The sequence below is a fragment of the Fibrobacter sp. genome, assembly GCF_045112255.1.
Lineage (GTDB): Bacteria > Fibrobacterota > Fibrobacteria > Fibrobacterales > Fibrobacteraceae > Fibrobacter.
Genome location: NZ_JBGUHR010000033.1, coordinates 77,586 through 96,896 on the forward strand (window position 1 = coordinate 77,586; position 19,311 = coordinate 96,896).

19 protein-coding genes and 1 tRNA gene are annotated in these 19,311 nt (G+C 48.5%); 5 read left to right on the forward strand and 15 right to left on the reverse strand.

All coding sequences use genetic code 11. The features are described 5' to 3' along the window. Positions 1 to 160: 160 nt before the first annotated feature. The 3 genes from ACJMM9_RS03685 (at position 161) to ACJMM9_RS03695 (ending at position 2,765) form a co-directional block, all read left to right on the forward strand. The gene (locus ACJMM9_RS03685) at positions 161 to 1,063 is read left to right on the forward strand and encodes a glycosyl transferase family 2 (protein ID WP_405323959.1); all 903 of its coding nucleotides are present in this window, start codon (positions 161 to 163) and stop codon (positions 1,061 to 1,063) included. Positions 1,064 to 1,108: 45 nt separating this feature from the next. Then, positions 1,109 to 1,423 (forward strand): hypothetical protein, encoded by a 315-nt coding sequence (locus ACJMM9_RS03690; RefSeq protein ID WP_088640982.1) that lies wholly within the window; start codon positions 1,109 to 1,111, stop codon positions 1,421 to 1,423. A 301-nt stretch (positions 1,424 to 1,724) separates the two neighbouring features. Continuing rightward, positions 1,725 to 2,765 (forward strand): serine hydrolase domain-containing protein, encoded by a 1,041-nt coding sequence (locus ACJMM9_RS03695; RefSeq protein ID WP_405323961.1) that lies wholly within the window; start codon positions 1,725 to 1,727, stop codon positions 2,763 to 2,765. Between the two features lie 150 nt (positions 2,766 to 2,915). Here the strand turns inward: ACJMM9_RS03695 and ACJMM9_RS03700 are convergent, their stop codons facing one another. The 13 genes from ACJMM9_RS03700 to ACJMM9_RS03760 form a co-directional block, all read right to left on the reverse strand. Beyond that, positions 2,916 to 3,389 (reverse strand): TraR/DksA C4-type zinc finger protein, encoded by a 474-nt coding sequence (locus ACJMM9_RS03700; protein WP_088640981.1) that lies wholly within the window; start codon positions 3,387 to 3,389, stop codon positions 2,916 to 2,918. A 126-nt stretch (positions 3,390 to 3,515) separates the two neighbouring features. Continuing rightward, on the reverse strand, positions 3,516 to 4,433 hold the full coding sequence (locus tag ACJMM9_RS03705; protein WP_405323964.1) for an MlaD family protein: 918 nt from the start codon (positions 4,431 to 4,433) through the stop codon (positions 3,516 to 3,518). Continuing rightward, positions 4,426 to 5,454: an HPr(Ser) kinase/phosphatase gene (hprK, locus tag ACJMM9_RS03710; protein WP_088640979.1), complete on the reverse strand. Its 1,029-nt coding sequence runs from the start codon at positions 5,452 to 5,454 to the stop codon at positions 4,426 to 4,428. The genes ACJMM9_RS03705 and hprK overlap by 8 nt, the downstream gene beginning before the upstream one ends. Then, positions 5,454 to 5,771, reverse strand: a complete 318-nt coding sequence (hpf, locus tag ACJMM9_RS03715) for a ribosome hibernation-promoting factor, HPF/YfiA family (RefSeq protein WP_088640978.1) — start codon at positions 5,769 to 5,771, stop codon at positions 5,454 to 5,456. The genes hprK and hpf overlap by 1 nt, the downstream gene beginning before the upstream one ends. Positions 5,772 to 5,955: 184 nt before the next feature. Further along, entirely contained in the window at positions 5,956 to 7,590 is a 1,635-nt protein-coding gene (gene rpoN, locus ACJMM9_RS03720; protein WP_405323966.1) for an RNA polymerase factor sigma-54, read from the reverse strand. A gap of 8 nt (positions 7,591 to 7,598) precedes the next feature. After that, entirely contained in the window at positions 7,599 to 8,327 is a 729-nt protein-coding gene (lptB, locus tag ACJMM9_RS03725) for an LPS export ABC transporter ATP-binding protein (RefSeq protein WP_088641077.1), read from the reverse strand. A gap of 5 nt (positions 8,328 to 8,332) precedes the next feature. Then, positions 8,333 to 9,670, reverse strand: a complete 1,338-nt coding sequence (locus ACJMM9_RS03730) for a hypothetical protein (protein ID WP_405324024.1) — start codon at positions 9,668 to 9,670, stop codon at positions 8,333 to 8,335. Next, positions 9,670 to 10,416 (reverse strand): LPS export ABC transporter periplasmic protein LptC, encoded by a 747-nt coding sequence (lptC, locus tag ACJMM9_RS03735; RefSeq protein WP_405323968.1) that lies wholly within the window; start codon positions 10,414 to 10,416, stop codon positions 9,670 to 9,672. The genes ACJMM9_RS03730 and lptC overlap by 1 nt, the downstream gene beginning before the upstream one ends. A 105-nt stretch (positions 10,417 to 10,521) precedes the next feature. Beyond that, the gene (locus ACJMM9_RS03740) at positions 10,522 to 10,833 is read right to left on the reverse strand and encodes a transcriptional regulator (protein WP_405323970.1); all 312 of its coding nucleotides are present in this window, start codon (positions 10,831 to 10,833) and stop codon (positions 10,522 to 10,524) included. A gap of 3 nt (positions 10,834 to 10,836) precedes the next feature. Further along, a complete protein-coding gene (locus ACJMM9_RS03745) occupies positions 10,837 to 11,172 on the reverse strand; it encodes a type II toxin-antitoxin system RelE/ParE family toxin (RefSeq protein ID WP_405323972.1) in 336 nt (111 codons plus the stop codon). A 333-nt stretch (positions 11,173 to 11,505) separates the two neighbouring features. Continuing rightward, positions 11,506 to 12,645, reverse strand: a complete 1,140-nt coding sequence (locus ACJMM9_RS03750; protein WP_405323974.1) for a nuclease-related domain-containing protein — start codon at positions 12,643 to 12,645, stop codon at positions 11,506 to 11,508. A 454-nt stretch (positions 12,646 to 13,099) separates the two neighbouring features. Beyond that, complete coding sequence (locus ACJMM9_RS03755; protein ID WP_405323976.1) at positions 13,100 to 13,573, reverse strand: 2-oxoacid:acceptor oxidoreductase family protein; 474 nt, start codon at positions 13,571 to 13,573, stop codon at positions 13,100 to 13,102. Between the two features lie 18 nt (positions 13,574 to 13,591). Then, positions 13,592 to 15,259: a thiamine pyrophosphate-dependent enzyme gene (locus tag ACJMM9_RS03760; protein WP_405323977.1), complete on the reverse strand. Its 1,668-nt coding sequence runs from the start codon at positions 15,257 to 15,259 to the stop codon at positions 13,592 to 13,594. 151 nt (positions 15,260 to 15,410) lie between these two features. On the opposite strand from ACJMM9_RS03760, the gene ACJMM9_RS03765 reads away from it, so the two are divergent. Then, the gene (locus tag ACJMM9_RS03765; protein ID WP_405323979.1) at positions 15,411 to 16,589 is read left to right on the forward strand and encodes an FprA family A-type flavoprotein; all 1,179 of its coding nucleotides are present in this window, start codon (positions 15,411 to 15,413) and stop codon (positions 16,587 to 16,589) included. A 181-nt stretch (positions 16,590 to 16,770) separates the two neighbouring features. On the opposite strand, the gene ACJMM9_RS03770 is transcribed toward ACJMM9_RS03765, so the two are convergent. Continuing rightward, positions 16,771 to 17,118, reverse strand: a complete 348-nt coding sequence (locus ACJMM9_RS03770) for a hypothetical protein (RefSeq protein ID WP_173465287.1) — start codon at positions 17,116 to 17,118, stop codon at positions 16,771 to 16,773. A 256-nt stretch (positions 17,119 to 17,374) separates the two neighbouring features. Between ACJMM9_RS03770 and ACJMM9_RS03775 the strand changes: the two genes are divergently transcribed. Beyond that, positions 17,375 to 18,964 (forward strand): GGDEF domain-containing protein, encoded by a 1,590-nt coding sequence (locus ACJMM9_RS03775; protein ID WP_405323981.1) that lies wholly within the window; start codon positions 17,375 to 17,377, stop codon positions 18,962 to 18,964. Positions 18,965 to 19,090: 126 nt separating this feature from the next. Here ACJMM9_RS03775 and ACJMM9_RS03780 read toward each other — a convergent pair. After that, positions 19,091 to 19,179: transfer RNA gene (locus ACJMM9_RS03780), tRNA-Ser, on the reverse strand. Between the last annotated feature and the right edge of the window lie 132 nt (positions 19,180 to 19,311).

A 19,311-nucleotide genomic window follows, 5' to 3' on the forward strand; every position in this document is an offset into this window, starting at 1 on the left:
TTGTCGCGCCCCAATAAAAATAAGCAATTCCCTTTTCTCAATTAGGATTCAAAAAATCTATAATACAAAGGTCATTTTACATTTTATCACACTCTAGTTACAAGAAAATTTTATATATCTTACATAGTAAGTTTCGCACCCCGCCAAATATGGAGAAATAATGAATTTCGAAAACATGAACTTGTTGTCGCAGAAGGTTGAAAGCGTCCTTGGAACAGTACGCGCCCTGCGTGAAGAAAACGCCAAACTCAAGCAGCTTCTCGAAAGCAAAAACGCCCAGGCAGAAGACCAGAAAAACCTGCTGGATTCCGCCAACGCAAAGATCGCCGACTACGAAGCCGCCCTCAATGCAAGAGCCAACCAGGCCGCCGCCCAGGACGAAGCTATCAACGAGAAGAACGGCATTATCGACAACTTGAATGCCCAAGTCAACGAGAAGAACGGTATCATTGACGCCCTCAACGGCCAAGTTGCCGAGAAGAACGGCATCATCGACAGCCTTAACAGTCAGGTCGCCGAAAAGGACAACGCCATCAATTCTTTGAACGGACAAATTAACGAAAAGAATGGCATTATCGATTCCCTGAACGGCCAGATCAGCGAGAAGAACGGTATCATTGACGCCCTCAACGGTCAAGTTGCTGAAAAGAACGGCATCATCGACAGCCTCAATGGACAGGTCGCCGAAAAGAACGGTATCATCGACAGCCTTAACGGTCAGATCGCCGAAAAGAATGGCATCATTGATTCTCTGAACGGCCAGATGGACGAAAAGAACAACATCATCGATTGCCTCAACGGACAGGTCGCCGAAAAGAACGACATCATCGACAACCTCAACGGACAGGTCCAGAACCAGGGCAACGAAATCGCCGAAGCCCAGAGCAAGTTCCAGCAGCTCCTTTCTACGATCGAAAACGAACTCGGCACCGAAATCAACATCAACGAGCCGGCAGCAGAACAGGCAGAAGCCCCTGCTCAACAGGCAGAAAACAAACCTCAGGAAGAAACCCCAGACCTGTTCGCGAGCAATGGAGGCTCGCAACCCGGTTTTTTCGGCTAAGGTGGTTGTTGGATAACGATCCATTCGGCGTAGGAATGAAATAATATGGCAAACGAGACACTTAGATCAGTCAGCATTAACGTCGCTCAAGAACGCATCCACATCCGCACAGACTTGCCCGATACGGACTTGAAGGAAATCGTCGATTTCATCGAAAGTCGTCTCGATAATTCCTCGAAATTTAAACTGGAAATGAAAAAGCAGCTGTGCTTACTGGCTGTGGAACTCACTTCCGAAATTGTCGAGCTGCGTAAGCAATTACGCAAAGCCAAATCGTATCATGACCTGATGGATAAAGATATTAGGGAACTTTCACTCCAGCTGGACGAAGCGCTCCCTAAAGCCGACAACCAAGTTTAGGCTCAGCAGATACATTTAATACACATTCAAAATCTCGGTATTTTATGCCGAGATTTTTTTTCATTTTCTCCCTTGTTTTTGCTATTTAAGAAACATATATTATACGTGGGCATCCCACGGATTTTACACCCGATCTAACAGGAATAAATCAGCTCGTTGCTCTTGTGGTTCAGTTTAGGCGCGCATCGACGCGAAAAACAAATCCCCGAGGCGCTGCTATCATTGTAAAATAGTAGTTTCGAGTGTTCGCACCGTAGGAGATGCCCTTTTTTTATTTGTGGCAAAATTTGCCGGGGCAAAAATGGAGATCTCCGAAAAACTACTTGAACTTTTAGAGAACGCAGAATCCGAAGATATTTTTGACAAGGCCGTCGTAGGCTATTTGCTCCCGGACGGCACAAGCCACACCGTCACGCTCAACACTCCCGAAGACACGGTTTTCGACATTGCGTCGCTCACGAAGGTCTGCCCCACATCGACGCTTGCGCTCTCGTACATTCTCGAAGGCAAGCTCTCCATCGACGCCAAAGTCATCGACTTCATCCCGGAACTCAAGACAAACTACCGCGACGAGATTTACGTTTCGCACCTGCTCACGCACAGTCTCGATTACCGAGTCCCGATGAAGACGCTGCGGACGCTCTCTCCCGAAGGGATTCTCAACGCACTTTATACGTACCAGTTCGATGCAGCTCCGGGAACCATCTTCAATTACGGGAACCCTGCAAGCGTACTGCTCGGCATTCTGTTGCAGAGACTCACAGGCAAGAACTTGCAGGAACAAGGTAACGAAAGATTCTTTACGCCGCTCGGCATGACACGCTCGGGCTACAACCCGCTCACGCGCGTCCCGAAATCAGAAATTGCGGCCACCGAGCTTTGCGAATTCCGACACCGCGAAATCCAGGGCGAAGTCCACGACGAGAGCGCCTGGGTATTGCAAAAGCTGTTCCCTGTCGGGAGCGCCGGCATGTTCAGCTGTGTGCCCGACCTCTTGAAGTTCGTGAAAATGATTTTGATGGACGGCAAGTACGAAGACAAGCAAATCGCTCCTGCCGGGATCCTGGACATCGTGAGCCACAACGCCCTCGCCGATAGCGTCGGAGCAGAAACCGCCCTTGGCTGGGAGCTGAACGCAAGCAAGTTCATGGGCACAAAGGTCTCGCCGCAAGCATTCGGCAAAACAGGATTCACGGGCGCAAGCATCGTCGCCGACCCGGACAAGGGAGGCGCCATCATTCTCCTCAGCAACTTCACTTATCCGCACCGCGAACCGAACGCCGACAGGATTCACGCATTCCGCGCAACGCTTGCCGACGCATTCTTCGGCGCGATTGGATAAAGCAAAAACGGCCCGCGTACGGGTCGTTTTTAAACTTTATGGATCCCCTCACAAATGTAGATACGAGAAATAATGGTTCCCGTCGCTACGCTCCAGGATGACTGTTCGAGGATGACATATACCGGAACAAAGTCCGGCATGACAAATCCGTTAGCGGCCGGAGGCCTTGCGGAGCATTTCCTTGCGCTGGGCTTCAGCGAACATCTTCGCCATTTCCATGCGGTTGTCAAGGATTTCCTTTTTCTTGGTTTCTTCCTTGCAGTTCACGCACTTGGTAGCGGTCGGCACAGCCATAAGCCTTGCCTTCGGGATCAGCTGTCCACAAATTTTGCAAACGCCAAACGTCCCGTTCTTGATGCGCTTGAGAGCTTCTTCAAGATAAACGAGGTACTTGCCTTCGCGGGCTGCCAACGAGAAATTAGTCTCAAGTGAATTGTAGTCCGTCGCGGAATCAGCGCCATCAGAATCGCCACCGTCACCGGACTGGGATTTTTGGCCCTGGAATACGTTAGCTTTTTCGGACTCGCTTTGGGCAGTCACAAGCTCACGCCTTTTCTCCAAAAGCATTTCTTCAAAAAACTTAAGATCAGCATCGCTCATCTTTACGGGTTTCTTCTCAGCCATTTTAAACTCCTTCTTTGTGAGTTACACTGTGATAAGCACCGCTTTAAATTATCTTTTTTTTACAAAAAAGAACAATTAAAATATTATTTTTCAAAAAAAAATGTTGATAAATCGATTTACCGTCTACTAAAAAATGTCCACATTCAGCTTGAGACCGTCTTTTTTGACGCCACTGAGCATCTCTTCAAAATCCTTTTTTAGGTTATCAAGATCTTTATTCAGCTTAGAAGTCTCATCGCGGAACTGACTGACAGTACCTTCGCTTTCATCAAATTTTGAAACAACGGCAAGAGCTGCGTTCTTTGAAACATCAATTCGGTCCATCAAGTTACGGACACGGTCCAAGGCTTCGCTCGCCTTTGCAGCAGTCTCGCCACCACGGTCCGAAAGCTCCCGCAAGGAAGATTCAATCTTTTCACCCGCTTCATGATAACCGTCGAGCAATTCGTCTACGAGGGATTTCCACTTGCGGATATCGGCCTTCGTCACGCGAACAAGCCTTGTCGCTTTTTTCGCCACGCGATCCATCCGCTTGCCCGTCTCACCGACAGTCATTGAATCATAGAAATCCGTAAGCGTCTGCTTGACATCGCCAATATCTTTGAAAACCTCTGCAAGGTTCTTCGTGATGCCCGCAGTGCCTTCGTCATAAAGGCCTTTCACGGTATCGCCTTCGGCAACGAGCTTGCTTGAGTTCCCGGTAATAATGCTCATTTCGCGTTCGCCCATGAGTCCCGCCGTCACGAGACGGAATTCAGAGTTCACAGGGATTCGAGCTTCAGCAAGCACTCGAGCAGAAACATAGACCGCTTCTTCAGTGAGCTTGACATCGACGATTTCGCCCATAGCAATGCCACGGACGCGTACAAGGTTGCCCGGAGAGAGCGTACCGATGGTCTCGTATTTCACCACAAACGTATAGCGTTCGCGATACGGGCTTGCCGGATGGAAAAAATAGGCCAAAAGCCCACACGAGACCACGATAACGACAAAGATGAGACTTGCGACAAAGTTTTTCTTGATTTTAAACAGCAAACTATTCATAGAAAGACCAGTTCTGCGGATTAAAATCTAGCAAATCATCGGTAAACTCGCCCTTTGCCTTAGCTTTGATCTTTTGCAATAAAGACTCGTTAAAATCCTGAGCCACGTTCTGGCCGCTCATTTTCATGAGAGCGTTCATCGCAATGACTTCCGAAATCACGGTCATGTTCTTGCCGGGAGCCACAGGCAACACGACTTTCGGGATGTTCACGCCCATGATGTTTTCTTCCATTTCGTTGAGTCCAGTACGTTCATAAGAAACATCCTGGCGCCACGGCTGGAGTTCAACAATCATTTCGATCTTCTTGACTTTTCGAATCGCGTGGATACCGAACATCGAGCGGATATCCAGAATACCGACGCCGCGAATTTCCATGTGATGGCGAATCAAGGGATCCGGACGGCCAATAATCGACTTGCCCACGTGACTGATGTGGACAACGTCATCGGCCACCATGCGGTGTCCGCTTTCGACAAGATCCAGGACACATTCGGACTTACCGACGTTACTGTCACCCACGTAGAGCATGCCCACGCCATAGACATCCACAAGGCTTCCGTGAATAATGGCATGAGGCGCAAAGAACTCGTCGAGGATTCTCTGGCTCATCTTGAAAAATTCAAACGTGTGGAGCGTTGTTGAGAACAGCGGGATGTGCAATCGGTTGCACATATTCTTAAGTTCATCGTGCGGAGTCTGCGCATGCGTCACGACCCACATGGGGGCACGGAACACAGACAAATTTTCAAAAATCTTCGCTCGCGCTTCAGGACCGACCGATTCCAGGTAATTCCACTCCGTGTGGCCAATCACCTGAATCTGCTGCGAACTATAAACTTTCGTATAACCAGCCATGGCAAGGCCAGGGCGGTGGATTCCGCTTTCTTCAATGCAAGATTCCATGTCTTCGTCGGGACAGTGTTGTACCAACTGCAAGTCCTTGCCATAGCGGATAAAAAAGTCCCGCACCGGGAAGCGTTCCCGGTGCAGGATCTTGATATCTTTCAATCTATCAGCCATTACGTGAGTTCGGAAACCGGCTGAGCCCTATGATCGTTCTGCTTGTCGTTGGCCTTCTTGAGCTGGACCTTGATACGTTCAAGCGTTACATCCACAGCCTTGCCCATGTTCTCTTCGTCGGCAGAAGCGACAATGACAGAACCTGTAATGTTGACAGAAATTTCGCAATGACGCTGGTGTTCGACTTCATGGTCAAGAATTACAGAGGCGCTAGTGATATTCGGGTAAAATTTGGCCAACTTATCCATTTCTTCCTGAATACGGTCCTGAAGACCTGCAGATGCGTTAAAATGACGAGCAGAAAACTGAATATCCATAATGAACCTCCGTATGTTAATGTTAAGATATTTTAACGAAATAAAACAGTTTGGAACTTCCGTTCCGCAATTAAAGTATATACATCTTTTTTTTTCAAAAATCCACAACTAAATTGGATTTTGCAAAAAAAATCGTTCCATCTTGGAATATTTGCTATGGCGAATCGCCCAAAAAAAGCCTTTTTTACCGTTTTCTTTGATTTTTAGGCAAAATCTTGAGTTCTTTTTCGCGATATTTGGCTACAGTACGGCGCGCCACCTTGATTCCCTGCTTCAAAAGCTCGTCACTGATGTCCTGGTCGGAGAGCGGAGAAGACTTGTCCTCTTCGTCAATGAGCGTCTTGATGGCATCGATAATCTGCGCGGAACCCACTTCTTCGGCATCCGGGGAGGATCCCTGCTTGACGCCAGATGTAAAGAATTGTTTAAGTTCGTACATGCCGTAGGGCGTTTCCACGTACTTCTGGTCGGTTGCGCGCTGCACCGTGCTCACTGCCAAATGGACATCGTCGGCGACATCCTGGAGGATCATCGGCTTGAGGAATGCGGGGCCATTTTCAAAAAATCCGCGCTGGCGCTTGACAATCGCACGCATCACAAGCTCAATCGTCGAGAAGCGGTTATCGACCGCCTTGATGAGGTCCGTCGCCTTCGCGAGCTGCGCCTTCACGTATTCCTTGTCCTGCTTGGATGCAGACGGATCCGTGAGAATCGCCTTGTACGTCTGGTTGATGCGGAGCGACTTCTGCATCTTGGTCTTGAAGCAGATGACTTCGTAATTGCCCTTCTTCTCGACGACTTTCAAGTCCGCATTGATGATGTGCGAATACGAATGCGAAAGCTGGAAGCCCGGATGCGGGCGCAAACGGGAAAGGCTTGCGACAGCGGTCTTGACTTCATCGGCGGAGACGCTCAGGGCCTTCGCTATCTTTGCATAGCGGAGCTGCAAGAGGTTCTCGTATTCCTTCTCGAGAATGCGGATAGCGAGGCTCGGGAAATTCGGAATCGCGTACGCCTGGATCAGGAAGCATTCGCGCTGGTCGCGGGCGCCAATGCCGCTCGGCTTGAAGGACTGCAAAACGTGAACCGCCTCGCGCACCGGGAGGCTTGCGTCTTCGAGCTTGAGTTCCCCACGGAGTACGCGCTCAATCTCGTCAATGTACTTATCGTCCGACTGGACGACCATCGCCTCGGATTCACCTTCACGACTGGAATCGCAAAGGAACCCGTCATCGTTAATGGAGTTGATGAGGTACTGGACCAGCTTGCGGAAATGCTCTTCGGTAACGCCATTTTCCTGGAGCTGTTCCTGCAATTCGCGAGTGCCGTTCCAGAGGCGGAGCTGATCTTCGAGCTGTTCCTGCAAACTCTTGCCCACATCCTTGATCGGGCGGTCCCAATCTTCGTCCGGGTCCTTCGCGCCAGAATTCAAATCGTTAAACGGAGCATCATCGTACGATGTGCCATCGCCCAAATAGCTATCCCAGTTCACATCCGTAGAATCGCCGTCGAGATAACTGCTATCGACATCAGCGGTATCGTCCAGGGAGCCGCGAGCCATATCCTCGATATCATCGGGGAAATCATCGGAATCATTTGCGCGCGGGTCGAGTTCTTCCGGATCCTTGTCCACGGGAACTTCCTGATCATCAAAGTCGCCATCGTCCACTTCCAAAAGCGGGTTGACTTCGACTTCTTCCTTGATGGCGGTTTCCAGTTCCTGTGATGTTTTCTGGAGCATCTTCACAGACTGGAGAAGCGCAGGAGATAGCGTCTGCTCCTGCGTCTGTCCGATATTTGCCTGCATCCCAAGATTCATAAAAACTCCTAATCCAAACGGAAAGAATCACCGAGGTAAATGCGGCGCGCTTCAGGGTCTTTGGCCAGATGTTCCGAAGAACCTTCCGTGAGCACCTGGCTCTTGTACATGATGTAGGCGCGGTCGGTAATCGAAAGCGTTTCGCGCACGTTGTGGTCCGTGATGAGCACACCCATGCCGCGGTCCTTGAGTTCCGAAATGATGGACTGGATGTCGGCAACGGCGATCGGGTCAATGCCCGCAAACGGTTCGTCGAGCAAGAGGAACGAAGGGTCGCTTGCAAGCGCACGTGCAATTTCCAGGCGGCGGCGTTCGCCACCCGAGCAGCTCATGGATTTCGTCTTACGGATGTGCGTAATCTTGAATTCTTCGAGAAGCTGTTCCAGCTTCTTTTTGCGCTCGGCGCGCTTCATGTCCTGCGTTTCGAGGATCGCCATGATGTTGTCTTCAACGGAGAGTTTGCGGAAGATGGAAGCTTCTTGCGGGAGGTAGCCTACTCCGAGGCGGGCGCGCTTGTACATCGGCTTGTCCGTCATCTCGATATCATCCAAGAAGATGTGGCCTGCATCCGGGCGGACCATGCCCACAATCATGTAGAACGTGGTCGTCTTGCCGGCACCGTTCGGGCCAAGCAGCCCAACGATTTCGCCCTGCGAAACTTGAATGGAGACATCGCTCACCACCTGGCGGTGACCATAAATCTTGCGCAGCTTGTCGGTGCGTATCGTGCTAACCAAATTTTTCACTGTGCGTCCTCCGTTTTCGCAGTTTCGCCGTCCTGTTTCGCTCTTCTTCTCCGTCGATCGAAAAGGCCCTTAAAATTCTTACCGCCAAAAGCCTTTTCAAACCTGGCCGTATCGGCTGCAGTATAAACCTTTTTTGAAGCATTCTCCGAAAGAGAATCAAGCTTCGCAAGAGAATCCTGCCTTGCCTTTTCCTTATTGCGGTTTTCCTTTTCCAGATCGATAAATCGCCCACTAGCGTTAGTCTTACGGCCCATGAGCTTGAGCGACTTCACCGCATTTTTCTGGGCATCGAACAAAATGTGAATCGTGTCGCCCGTCGCCTCGTTCTTGCCAGAAACAGTCCTATCCTTTTTCACGTAGAAGTAGGTGCTCTGCGCCTTGCCCGAAACAACAGCGCGATCCATACGCCCCTTTTTAAAATACAAATCTAGACGGTCGCCGTCCATCAAGTTGCGATAATCCTTCAAGTCCGTTTCGTAGAAAAATCCCTTTGCATTCAAGTTCACGTAAAGACGCTCAATTTTTCCCTTCTTGAATTCGCAATAAAGCGTATCGCCAAAAGCTTCAGTCACGTTGCCTGGGTTGCCGCGCTTCGGGGATTCATGCTGGATGCCATGAGCATTACGAATGACAAGGGCCGACTTGAGCATTTTGCCCGTTTCATCAAGCACGAGAAAAATGGAATCGCCAGTGAGGTGATAATTTTTCATGTCGCAAGTCGGGTGGCCCTTCATGCTAAGCCAGTTATCTTTGCGATTAAAGTAACCCGTATCGCAAGTGACAACCAAATCTTTTTGCGTGAGCTTTACATCCTGAAACGCCTGCGCAAAGCTGTTCTTTTTATCGTAAATAAGAGAACGGGATTCAATCGTTACCGTATCGATTTTTCCGTTCTTCTGCTTGTCGTACTGATAAAGGCGTGGCGACATCGGGATTGAAACGATATCTTCTTTGCGGTCATACTTTAAATACTGGCCCGTCATTAAATAGTTGCCCGCAGAATCACCGGCACTTACTTCGCCAGAAGCAATTGCAATTTCACTGCGCTTCTGATAAGAGCCGTTCCTCGCCCGGACAAAGCCAGACGGATGCGTGAAGAGAAAACCGCCATTGCACTCAACTGTTTCGGTATTGCGGTTCCAGGAAGCGCGCTGCGTCTTGAACGCGACGCTATCATGTACGAAATGGACATTTCCGTACAGCAAAAGCGTACCACGCTTGCGAGACACTTCAAGGTTATCGGCATGGTACATAATAAGCGGAGAAGACTGCGCAAACGCGAGAGTAGACGCAAAAATCAACGAGGCGATGGAGAGAAGTGCGCGGAAATTCATCACGGTTTCCCCGCATTATGCTGCATAAAAGGCAACCCAGCCAAACCACCTTTACGAGGCTTTGCCAAAGAAGAAGACGATACAGACTTTGCCGCTGGTGCCGCCCGAGAAGACGAAGAAGGAGGATTATTGAGACGTTCCGCCTCAGCCTGTCGTTTGTCTTCATCCTTCATGCGCTTTGCCGCATCCTGGAAAATGCCCGTCACGTTCGAGAGGATTTTCCAGTTGTCGAACTGCGCATCGCTTTCAAAACCGACACCCTGCAACACGTCGCCATCTTCGGAGACGACGCGTACATAGCTTGCGGTTCTGACCAAATTATCCTTCTTGTTCCAGAGGAGCGAATCGGCACGGACCGAGGCGCCCTTGGGAGTCAGCGCATAAACGTGGCCATAAGCGTAAACGTACGTGAACGTCATGTCGAGACTGCCAGAGTCCGCACGCAAAAAAGCCACGCGTTCGCCGATGGAATCGTAAATGTCCACGAACACCGGACGCACCGTCACAATTTCCTTGTCGGCCCAGCGTTCCAGATAAGCGGTTTTCAGGCGCCAGTTGAGCACACCCTTGTCGTAGCTGTCGAGAAGCGTCGTATCGGTAAAGAGCATCTGCGGGCGCTCGACGCGAATCCAGGGCTTGGGTTCCTCAATTTCTTCACAGCCGAGCAAAAATGCGGCGAGAATGGCACACGCAAAAACACCCCACAAGCGAGATGTCGGTGAAAGCCTATTCTGAATGTTCTGCAAAAATTGTGCCACGAGTACAAATTACAAATAAAAAGGGGCGTTATTTGGGGTTTTCGCCGAAATTTGAGGGAATTTGGAGGTATTTCATAGCAATTAAGCACACGATCATGCCGAAAGAGTCTTGAGCAGCTCTTTTTTAGTAGCACCCAAAGCAAAAAACATTTTAATCATCAACTCAAGCGAAACGCTCGCATCCGCATGTTCCACTTTTGCATAACGAGATTGACTTGTTTTTGCAATAACCGCGGCAGACACTTGAGTTTCACCAAGTTTTTTCCTTTTAGCAATGAGAGCTTTCGCCAAAGCAACTTTCATTTCAACAATAGCCATTTCAGCTGGATTCAAGTCAAGGAATTCATCTACATCCCCAACTACCCAGCCCTTCTTCTGCAATCTTTCTTTTTTCGCTTGATCCATAATCTAATTCTCCATATCATAAAATTTCAAACGTTTCTGACACAAGTTTATCACCTCATCGGGCGTTTTTTTCGTTTTCTTTTCTATCCACAAAATCACAACAATTGCATCCGCATCTACACGATAAAACAACCTCCAAGTTTTATTTTCGTCTTGAATTCGCAACTCGTGACAGTGATCTCCAATAAACGGCATCGGACGACTTTGCGGCAAAGACAAATTCACCCCCAATTGCAACAATCGTAGCAAGAATCCTGTTTCTATCCTCGCTTTTTGTGACAATGGTGGAGTTTTCGGCTGTTCATGCAACCAAACTAAAGGTTTGTGTTTCGTACTCATAAAATATATATCAGATTTGACATAATGTCAATAGTTTAAAGTTAATGGGACATTATGCATTTGCAAATTCCATGCCAAAACTAAAACAGCAATTTTGATTTAAAATCGACAGTTTTATCCAAACAAAAAGTGATTAAACGACTAAATCAGTGATTAATCACTGATTAATCAGTTTTTCTGCAAAAAAAAGATTTTTGGACATGTTAAAATAAAAACTTAGGAATACATCTGTAGTAAGACACAAAACAGAGCCTTACAACAGTCTAATGATGTTATATTCATCCATTGAACATTTCAACTAGACACTATTAAATCTGATAAAAAGCTTTATGGTTACCAATAACCATTCAACCGATCGATTTTTGCCTGATGCATTAATTTCAATCCGTCTCTTTCATCATTCAAAGCTTCAATATCATTGGCAATACGTTCTATTTGCTGAGTATTTAGTATCGTTGGCAGGTACATGTAGTAATAATCAAAATCCATATCACGAATAGTTGCTGAAGGAATGTTATCTCCCAGCACTGCATCATTTCCAAAAATTACTAAATCAATAATAAAGTCCTTATATGCTGGAAATTTTTCTTTTAACGCTTGAATATGCCCATAATTCTGATGATGCGGATTTTTCATCGTGAACATCTGTCGTCCATAGTAATAAACCCTCCACAGATTATCATACATTCCACCAACAACTAGACCGGAATAAGTTTTCTTTTCCACTACGAGAATGCCTTTCTCAGTTACAGCAAGGATGTCTATTTGCTGAACATCATATCTTCCATAAACGTAAACATCCTTAAAAACAATCCCATTGGTTATAGCTCTGATTCTATCTGCTGTGTACATTTCACCATGAGCCCCTATTGTGAGCGCATCCCATCGGAATCCCCATAAAAACTTAATGAGAAAAACAAAAAAGGCAATTAAAGCGAAAAGCATGATTGCCATTACAAAGAACCATATTCCGCCATCCTTTTTTTGTTGTTGAGGATAGTCTTTTTTTGGAGAGGTGTATCTATAATTAATCTTTAGAGCGCCAATTGATGGCGTGAATTTAAATTCACCATTTATTTTCTTAAAATCGTATCCGGTTTTTTGCGGCCAGAATTTACCATAAAAATTATTATTCTTCCATTTGCTCCATACACCATTATTTATTCGTGTTCTAAACGAATTCCCCTCTATCCAAATTTTTCCTTTGGATTCGACGCCTTGTATTCTGTCAGATTTATAGATTTTTTTTAACGAATATTTCAATCGACATTTATCTAATTCGTATTCAATATAATCTCTTTTGATTTGCCGCTCATAAAAATAACAGCGGCCATTTTTGTAAGTGATTTTATCCTGATAAACCTTTTCAAACGCTTTACCAAGAGTTACACCATTTTTGTCTATAATCTGTGATTGCAGTGAATTTGATCGCATCTTTTGAGCACAAGATGAGCCTGTAGCTAAAAGAAGCACTATAAAGAAGACAATCCGTTTAATCGTCTCTTAAAAAATACTTTTTTTATGAAAAAAAATCATTTATCCGAGAAAAGTCTATTTCAACTAGCATTCATTTGAAGTTTAGCGAACCAGGGGACAACAACACAAGACGAGTGTCGCGACAGACCGTTTACGGGCTGGCATGATTGAGCCTAGCAGTTGGGGCTTTAGTCCCATCCCCCCTCTAACAGCAAAAGGACTGCGCACGGGCAGTCCTTTTGAAATTTCATGGATCCCCTGCGCTCCGCTCCGAGGATGACAAGTGTGCGAAGCGTCAGGATGACAAATGCGAGAGACGTCTGAATGACGGTATAAAAAAGGCGACCCCGGCACAGTGGCCGGGGTGACATTGTAAAGGGGATTCCGTATAAGGCGATCCCGTCCCGGCACAAGGCCGGGATGACATGGAGTCCGGGATGACGGTAAGCAATTAGCCTTCGCGGCCGAGCATGAAAGCCTTCTTGTTGCCTTCGTGGAACTTTTCGGCAAAGAGCTTGTTCAAAGCGACGAGCCACTGGTCCACGGTGAAGTCGAAGTGCTTGGAAAGCTTGCCGAGCATGGCGACGTTCAAAGCCTTCACGTTTTCGAGCTTGGAAACATCGATGTCAGCCGGCGTGAGGAGTACGCCGCCCTGCTTCATGTAGGCTTCGTTCACGACAACCTGCGTTTCGTCAAAGACGACGAGGTAGTCGGCTTCGCCGCACGGAATCATCGGGGACTGAACTTCTTCGCCCTTTGCAAAGCGAACGTCAGAAGCGATGGAACCACCGCGCTGGCTCATGCCATGGACTTCAGCCTTCTTCACATCATAACCTTGTTCGAAAACAAGTTCGGCCATCACGTCACTAGCCTTGATAACACCTGTGCCACCGAGGCCTGCAAACTTAACGTTAATTACGCTCATAATTATTCAACCTCTCTATTAAATGTTACCATTCTTCTTGGCAGCAGCTTCTGCTTCGGCGAGGGCCTTTGCTGCCTTTTCCTTGTTAGCCTTGTCCCAAGCGAGGATGCTCTTGAGAGCGAGAATGCACGGGCTTTTGGCGATGATGAGCGTGAGTTCGTCCTTTTCGAGGGATTCCTTCACGAGGCGCTTGAATTCTTCCGGTTCCTTGACCTGGTTCACTTCATAGACATTGTCAAAACCGGCGTTCTTTGCGATAGCACCGTAGTCGAGCTTGTAGGCCGGAGTGTGGTCGAGGTGACGGCCCGTACCCGGGTGTTCCTGCTGACCGGTCATAGCGGTAATGCTGTTGTCGAGAATGATGACAACGTGGCCAGTTTCCGGGCGGTTGTAACCAGCTTCGACGAGGCCGGTGATGCCGCTGTGAACAAACGTAGAGTCGCCAATCACGGAGACAACGCGCTTCGCCTGTTCGCGCGGGAGCACATTGCGGAGGCCGATGCCCATACCGATTGCAGCACCCATGTCAATCATGTAGTCCATGGCGCTAATCGGCGGGAGAGCGGCGAGCGTGTAGCAGCCAATGTCACCGGAGACGATGCAGTCGAGTTCCTTGAGAACGGCGAAGGAACTGCGGTGCGGGCAGCCCGGGCAGAGCATAGGCGGCTTACCCTTGACCGGAACCGGATCCGGGTTCTTGTCGCCAGCGATAATGCGGCGGACGCGGTTCACGTCGAGTTCACCAAAGCGGAAAATCGGGTCAAACTTGCTTTCGCACTGGATACCAGCGGCCTTGATGTTTTCAGCAAGCCACGGGTCGTTTTCTTCGATGACCATGAGACGCTTGCCTTCAAACTTCTTGGCGAAATCCTTGATGAGCTGCATCGGCAGCGGGTAGGTCATACCGAGCTTGAGGATGCTTGCTTCCGGGGCGGCTTCGCGGACGTGGTGGTAGCTGATGCCGCTCACGATGATACCGAAGTCAGCGCTGCGCATTTCAACCTTGTTCGGGCCTTCGGCAACGTTCCAAGCTTCCATTTCGTCCATCTTGGCGCGGAGGCGACGGCCAGCCGGCTTAGAGAAGCCAGGCACCATCACATGCTGGGCAATGTTGCGTTCAAAGTTCGGCACCATTGCCGGGAGTTCTTCCTTCGGCACGACGATGGACTTGGAATGGTCCACGCGGGTGGTCATGCGGAGGATGACAGGAATCTTGAACTTTTCGCTCGTCTGCATGGCGATGCGGAAGAAGTCGTAGGCTTCCTGGGAGTTGGACGGTTCGAACATCGGGCAAACGGATGCCTTGGCGTGGTTACGCGTATCCTGTTCGTTCTGGGAGCTGCCCTGACCCGGGTCATCGGCAACAATCCACACCATGCCACCATCGACACCCGTGTAAGTTGCGGTATAGAGAACATCACTTGCCACATTCAAGCCAACCATCTTCATGGTGACAACACTGCGGGCGTGACCAAAAGCGGCACCGAGAGCGACTTCGGCAGCGACCTTTTCATTCGGAGCCCACTGGGCATAGCCACCCAGTTCAGAGTAATCTTCCAAGATTTCGGTGGACGGAGTACCCGGATAACCTGCGGCAAGCTGCACATTGCAATGACGCATGGAAAGGGAAATGGCTTCGTTGCCCGAAATCAGCATCTTTTTCGCATTTGGATCAAAAGCTGGCATGATATTCCTTTTTTGTTTTAATCGTTTTTTAAACGAACTGCAATATAGAAAAAAACTATTTTGCACATCCTTGGTACGGACTTCAAGAAACGCGAAAACAAGAAGTAATTTTTTGTTATATATAAGGTGACGCAAAATAAGAGGTAGAAAAATGAACGTTCCAAATTTCAGTGATAGCATTAAGTTCGTTGGGGTGGATGACCGCGAGATTGATTTGTTTGAGGGGCAGTACAAGGTTCCTGACGGAGTCTCTTACAACTCCTATGTGATTTTTGACGAGAAGATTGCCATCACGGATTCCGTTGACGCACACAAAGTAAGTGAATGGTTGACAAATGTTGAAAATGCGCTGCAAGGCAAGACGCCCGACTACTTGATTGTCCACCATTTGGAACCCGACCACGCCGGCGGCTTTCTCGAATTCATCAAGAAGTATCCGAACGCAACTATTGCCGCATCTGCAAAAGCACTTGCATTCATTCCGCAGTTCGTCAAGCTCCCCGAAAGCACAAAGACGCTCACGCTCAAGGACGGCGACACGCTTTCGCTCGGCAAGCACACGCTAAAGTTTATCGCAGCCCCGATGGTCCACTGGCCCGAAGTCTTGCTCAGCTACGAAGAATCCGAAAAGATTCTATTTTCGGCAGACGCATTCGGCACATTCGGACTTTCTGGCAAGCTCGGCGAAGACTGGGTGAGCGAAGCAAGACGCTACTACATCAACATCGTCGGGAAATACGGCATGCAAGTGCAGAGTGTGTTGAAGAAACTCGCCGGAATCGAGGTTAAGACGATTTGCCCGTTGCACGGCCCAGTTCTTACAGACAATTTAAGTTTCTACATCGACAAGTACAACACCTGGAGCAGCTACGCACCAGAAACGCAGGGCGTGTTTGTCGCCTACGCGGGTGTGTATGGCCACACGGCAGAAGCCGCACAGAAGCTCGCCGAATCGCTCCGCAAAAAAGGCGTTGACGTAACGATTATGGATTTGGCCCGCACATATTCTTCGGAAACGGTCGCACAGGCATTCCGATACAGTCATCTCGCCGTATGCGCAACAACGCTTGACGCCGGGCTCTTCCCCGCCGCCGAAAAGTTCCTCACGCACATCAAGGCGAAAAACTACAGCAACCGCAAAGTCGGCTTTGTCGAGAACGGTTCGTGGGCGCCAATGGCCGCCAAGAAAATGCACGAGATTCTCGATACACTCAAGAACGTGACATTCTGCGAAACGACGGTCACGCTAAAGTCCGCACTCGACGAAACTTCTGCCGCAAAACTCGAAGAGCTCGCCGTAGAATTCGCGAAGGATTTGGGGAAAGCATAGTTCTCAATACGAGAAGGTGCCCCCGCAACGGGGTGCGGGGTGACAATGAAAACGTGAATTGCATGACAAATTGCAAAAAAGTCGGCGGGAGCCGACTTTTTTCGTTAATTACATTTAAGAATTGTGTATGGCGACCCCGGAATAGGATCCGGGGTGACAAGCGCGAGGAGGACGTCGCCAACTACTTCTTGCTGGCGAGTTCGTCTTCGAGTTTCTTGTTGCGGCTGTCCTGCATTTCGCAGATGTTCTTGAGGTTGTTGATTTCTGCGTTCTGCTTGGCTACCTGATCCTTGAGGTCTTCGCACTTGGCGGCGTAGGTCTGCTCGGATTCGATGCGGCTGTTCAACTCCTTGCGGAGGCTGTCCACGGAATTGCGGAGCTTTTCGACGGCGTCGTCGGCATCCTTGATAACCGGATTATCACAGGCTTCGTTTTCGTTGCAAGAACAGCACTTAAAAAACTTCTTTGTAATGGCAACAGTCGCTGCGGCACCGAGAATGGCGCCGACTAAAAAGCTATTCGTCTTCATGATCAAACTCCTTATGATTAAATCCACCTAATAATATCCATTCTAAGATCGTAAAAGTCAATATATTTTTAGAAAAATGCCGTTTTTACGAGAAATGTCACTGGATCCTTCACTTCGTTCAGGATGACGAAGAAGAAACCGGTTTCAGGATGACGTGAGCGTGAGGCACATTTCGTGATAAAAAGCACGCTTTTCCCGAAAACTTGCAAAAATGGTACAAAAAACTTATATTAAGTCAGGATAAATCATGGTGTATATGGCAAATCCACTCTATTCAGTTCTTTCTTTTACCTGCGCCCTTGTTCTGCTGATTTTCATGAATCAGTTTAAGATTGTATTGGACAAAAGCGAAAAAACGGACAAGGATTTCCTGCACCTTTCCATCTGGGTCATATTTTTCTGCATCCAGGACGGCGTTTGGGGCATCTTCGGAAGCGGGATTGTCCATAACAACTCCCTATTTTTCACGTCATCAACAGTTTTTCACGCTACAGCAGCTCTTTCCGCCTACATCTGGCTGAGCTACATCCTGAACTTCATCAGGATCGAGCGCGATAAAGCAGTCCCCACCAAAATGCTTTCTTTTGCGCTCGTGTTATTCCAGTTTGCGCTGCTCGCCTTAAATTACAAATCAAAATTCATTTTTGACATTTCGGACGACGGGACATACATCGCACGGTCAGGTCGAAATCTCCTTTACTACAGCCAGTACTTTACATTCTTCGTCATTGGGCTATTCACCGCATACAGAATCGCAAGCGCGAAAAACGTAAACACGCGGCGCCATTACGCAGCAAGTTTCCTATTCATTCTTGCGCCGCTTCTTTGCGGGCTGCTCCAAAAGGCATACCCGTTCGCCCCCTGCGATTCCATCGGGTTCATGCTCGGATGCTGCACGATTTACGCATTTTTCATCTCGAAAATCAGCAGGAACAGGGACCTTTCCCAGAAGGCAGTCATCATTGCGGGGCTTTCTTCGGACTACGACCTTGTCCTGTACATGGACATTACCAAGAACCAGACCAAGTACTACCAGGTCAGCGAAAAGTTCGCACCGCTCCTCTGGGAAGGCCGCAATTCATCGGACCCCAAGAGTTTCGACGACTTCATGCGGCGAATTTTCGTTCCCAACGAGTTTAGCGCATTTATCGAGAAATCAACCATTGAAAAGTGCATCGACATTTTGCAGACGGCCCCCTACTACACCATCCCGTTCCTCGCCAGCATCGACGGGCATACGGAGCATTACCGTCTGAAAATCGCAAGCGACAAGAGCAATGCGCAAGCGTTCATCGTGGGCATCATCAATGTCGAAGAAGAGCACCGTCTCGAAGAAACGGCAGATCGGTTAAGAAAGGACCTCCAGCATACAAAGCTGATCGCGAATAAGGATCCGCTGACAGGTGTCGGGAGCGCCGCCGCGTTCAAGGCAAAATGCGATCTCATTGACCGCCAGATAAAGGCCGGACAGAGAATCAAGTTCGCCATCGTTGAATGCGACGTGAACGACCTGAAGATCATCAACGACTCCTTCGGCCACGACATGGGCGACGAATACCTGAAAAACTGCAGCAAGACATTCTGCAATGTGTTCAGCCACAGTCCCGTATTTCGAATTGGCGGCGATGAATTCGTGATCATCCTTGTCGAAATGCAGTACGACAAGCGCACCGAACTTTTCGAAAAGCTCAAATCTTCCATCAGCCTCAAACGGTCTTCGAGGGAACGCATCTCATTCGCTGCGGGGATGGCCGAATATAGCGCACAGATCGACGAAAGCGTAAAAGACGTACTCAAACGCGCAGATACGTTCATGTATATAGATAAAGGGAAGTTTAAGAGCTAGTCAATAGTCATTGGTCATTAGTCAATGGTTATTAGTTAGTGGAGGTAAGTTTTGTGCAGGGAACTCTCCGCCTCTGCGGGGAGAAGACACAAAAAACCCCGGGTCTTTCGACTCGGGGCTTTTCAGCGGGAAGAGCGAGATTCGAACTCGCGATAGGATTTAGTCCTATACGTCCTTAGCAGGGACGCGCCTTCGGCCAACTCGGCCATCTTCCCATCTTGGGGTCCAAATTTTAACAAATTTTCATCAATTTTTCAAGGGGTAACAGGCAAAATCATTGTTTTTCCATGCAAATAAGCCTATTTTTTACACGAAAGCCACCGTTCTACAGGACGCGCCCGCGAAAC

Bases quoted from the DNA above. Each gene is read 5' to 3' on its own strand.
- ACJMM9_RS03685 (WP_405323959.1), top strand. From the start codon at position 161: ATGAATTTCGAAAACATGAACTTGTTGTCGCAGAAGGTTGAAAGCGTC.
- ACJMM9_RS03770 (WP_173465287.1), bottom strand. From the start codon at position 17,118: ATGAAGACGAATAGCTTTTTAGTCGGCGCCATTCTCGGTGCCGCAGCG.
- ACJMM9_RS03760 (WP_405323977.1), bottom strand. From the start codon at position 15,259: ATGCCAGCTTTTGATCCAAATGCGAAAAAGATGCTGATTTCGGGCAAC.
- ACJMM9_RS03745 (WP_405323972.1), bottom strand. From the start codon at position 11,172: ATGAGTACGAAACACAAACCTTTAGTTTGGTTGCATGAACAGCCGAAA.
- ACJMM9_RS03765 (WP_405323979.1), top strand. From the start codon at position 15,411: ATGAACGTTCCAAATTTCAGTGATAGCATTAAGTTCGTTGGGGTGGAT.
- ACJMM9_RS03690 (WP_088640982.1), top strand. From the start codon at position 1,109: ATGGCAAACGAGACACTTAGATCAGTCAGCATTAACGTCGCTCAAGAA.
- ACJMM9_RS03755 (WP_405323976.1), bottom strand. From the start codon at position 13,573: ATGAGCGTAATTAACGTTAAGTTTGCAGGCCTCGGTGGCACAGGTGTT.
- hpf (WP_088640978.1), bottom strand. From the start codon at position 5,771: ATGGATATTCAGTTTTCTGCTCGTCATTTTAACGCATCTGCAGGTCTT.
- hprK (WP_088640979.1), bottom strand. From the start codon at position 5,454: ATGGCTGATAGATTGAAAGATATCAAGATCCTGCACCGGGAACGCTTC.
- ACJMM9_RS03775 (WP_405323981.1), top strand. From the start codon at position 17,375: ATGGCAAATCCACTCTATTCAGTTCTTTCTTTTACCTGCGCCCTTGTT.
- ACJMM9_RS03740 (WP_405323970.1), bottom strand. From the start codon at position 10,833: ATGGATCAAGCGAAAAAAGAAAGATTGCAGAAGAAGGGCTGGGTAGTT.
- rpoN (WP_405323966.1), bottom strand. From the start codon at position 7,590: ATGAATCTTGGGATGCAGGCAAATATCGGACAGACGCAGGAGCAGACG.
- ACJMM9_RS03730 (WP_405324024.1), bottom strand. From the start codon at position 9,670: ATGAATTTCCGCGCACTTCTCTCCATCGCCTCGTTGATTTTTGCGTCT.
- ACJMM9_RS03700 (WP_088640981.1), bottom strand. From the start codon at position 3,389: ATGGCTGAGAAGAAACCCGTAAAGATGAGCGATGCTGATCTTAAGTTT.
- ACJMM9_RS03705 (WP_405323964.1), bottom strand. From the start codon at position 4,433: ATGAATAGTTTGCTGTTTAAAATCAAGAAAAACTTTGTCGCAAGTCTC.
- ACJMM9_RS03695 (WP_405323961.1), top strand. From the start codon at position 1,725: ATGGAGATCTCCGAAAAACTACTTGAACTTTTAGAGAACGCAGAATCC.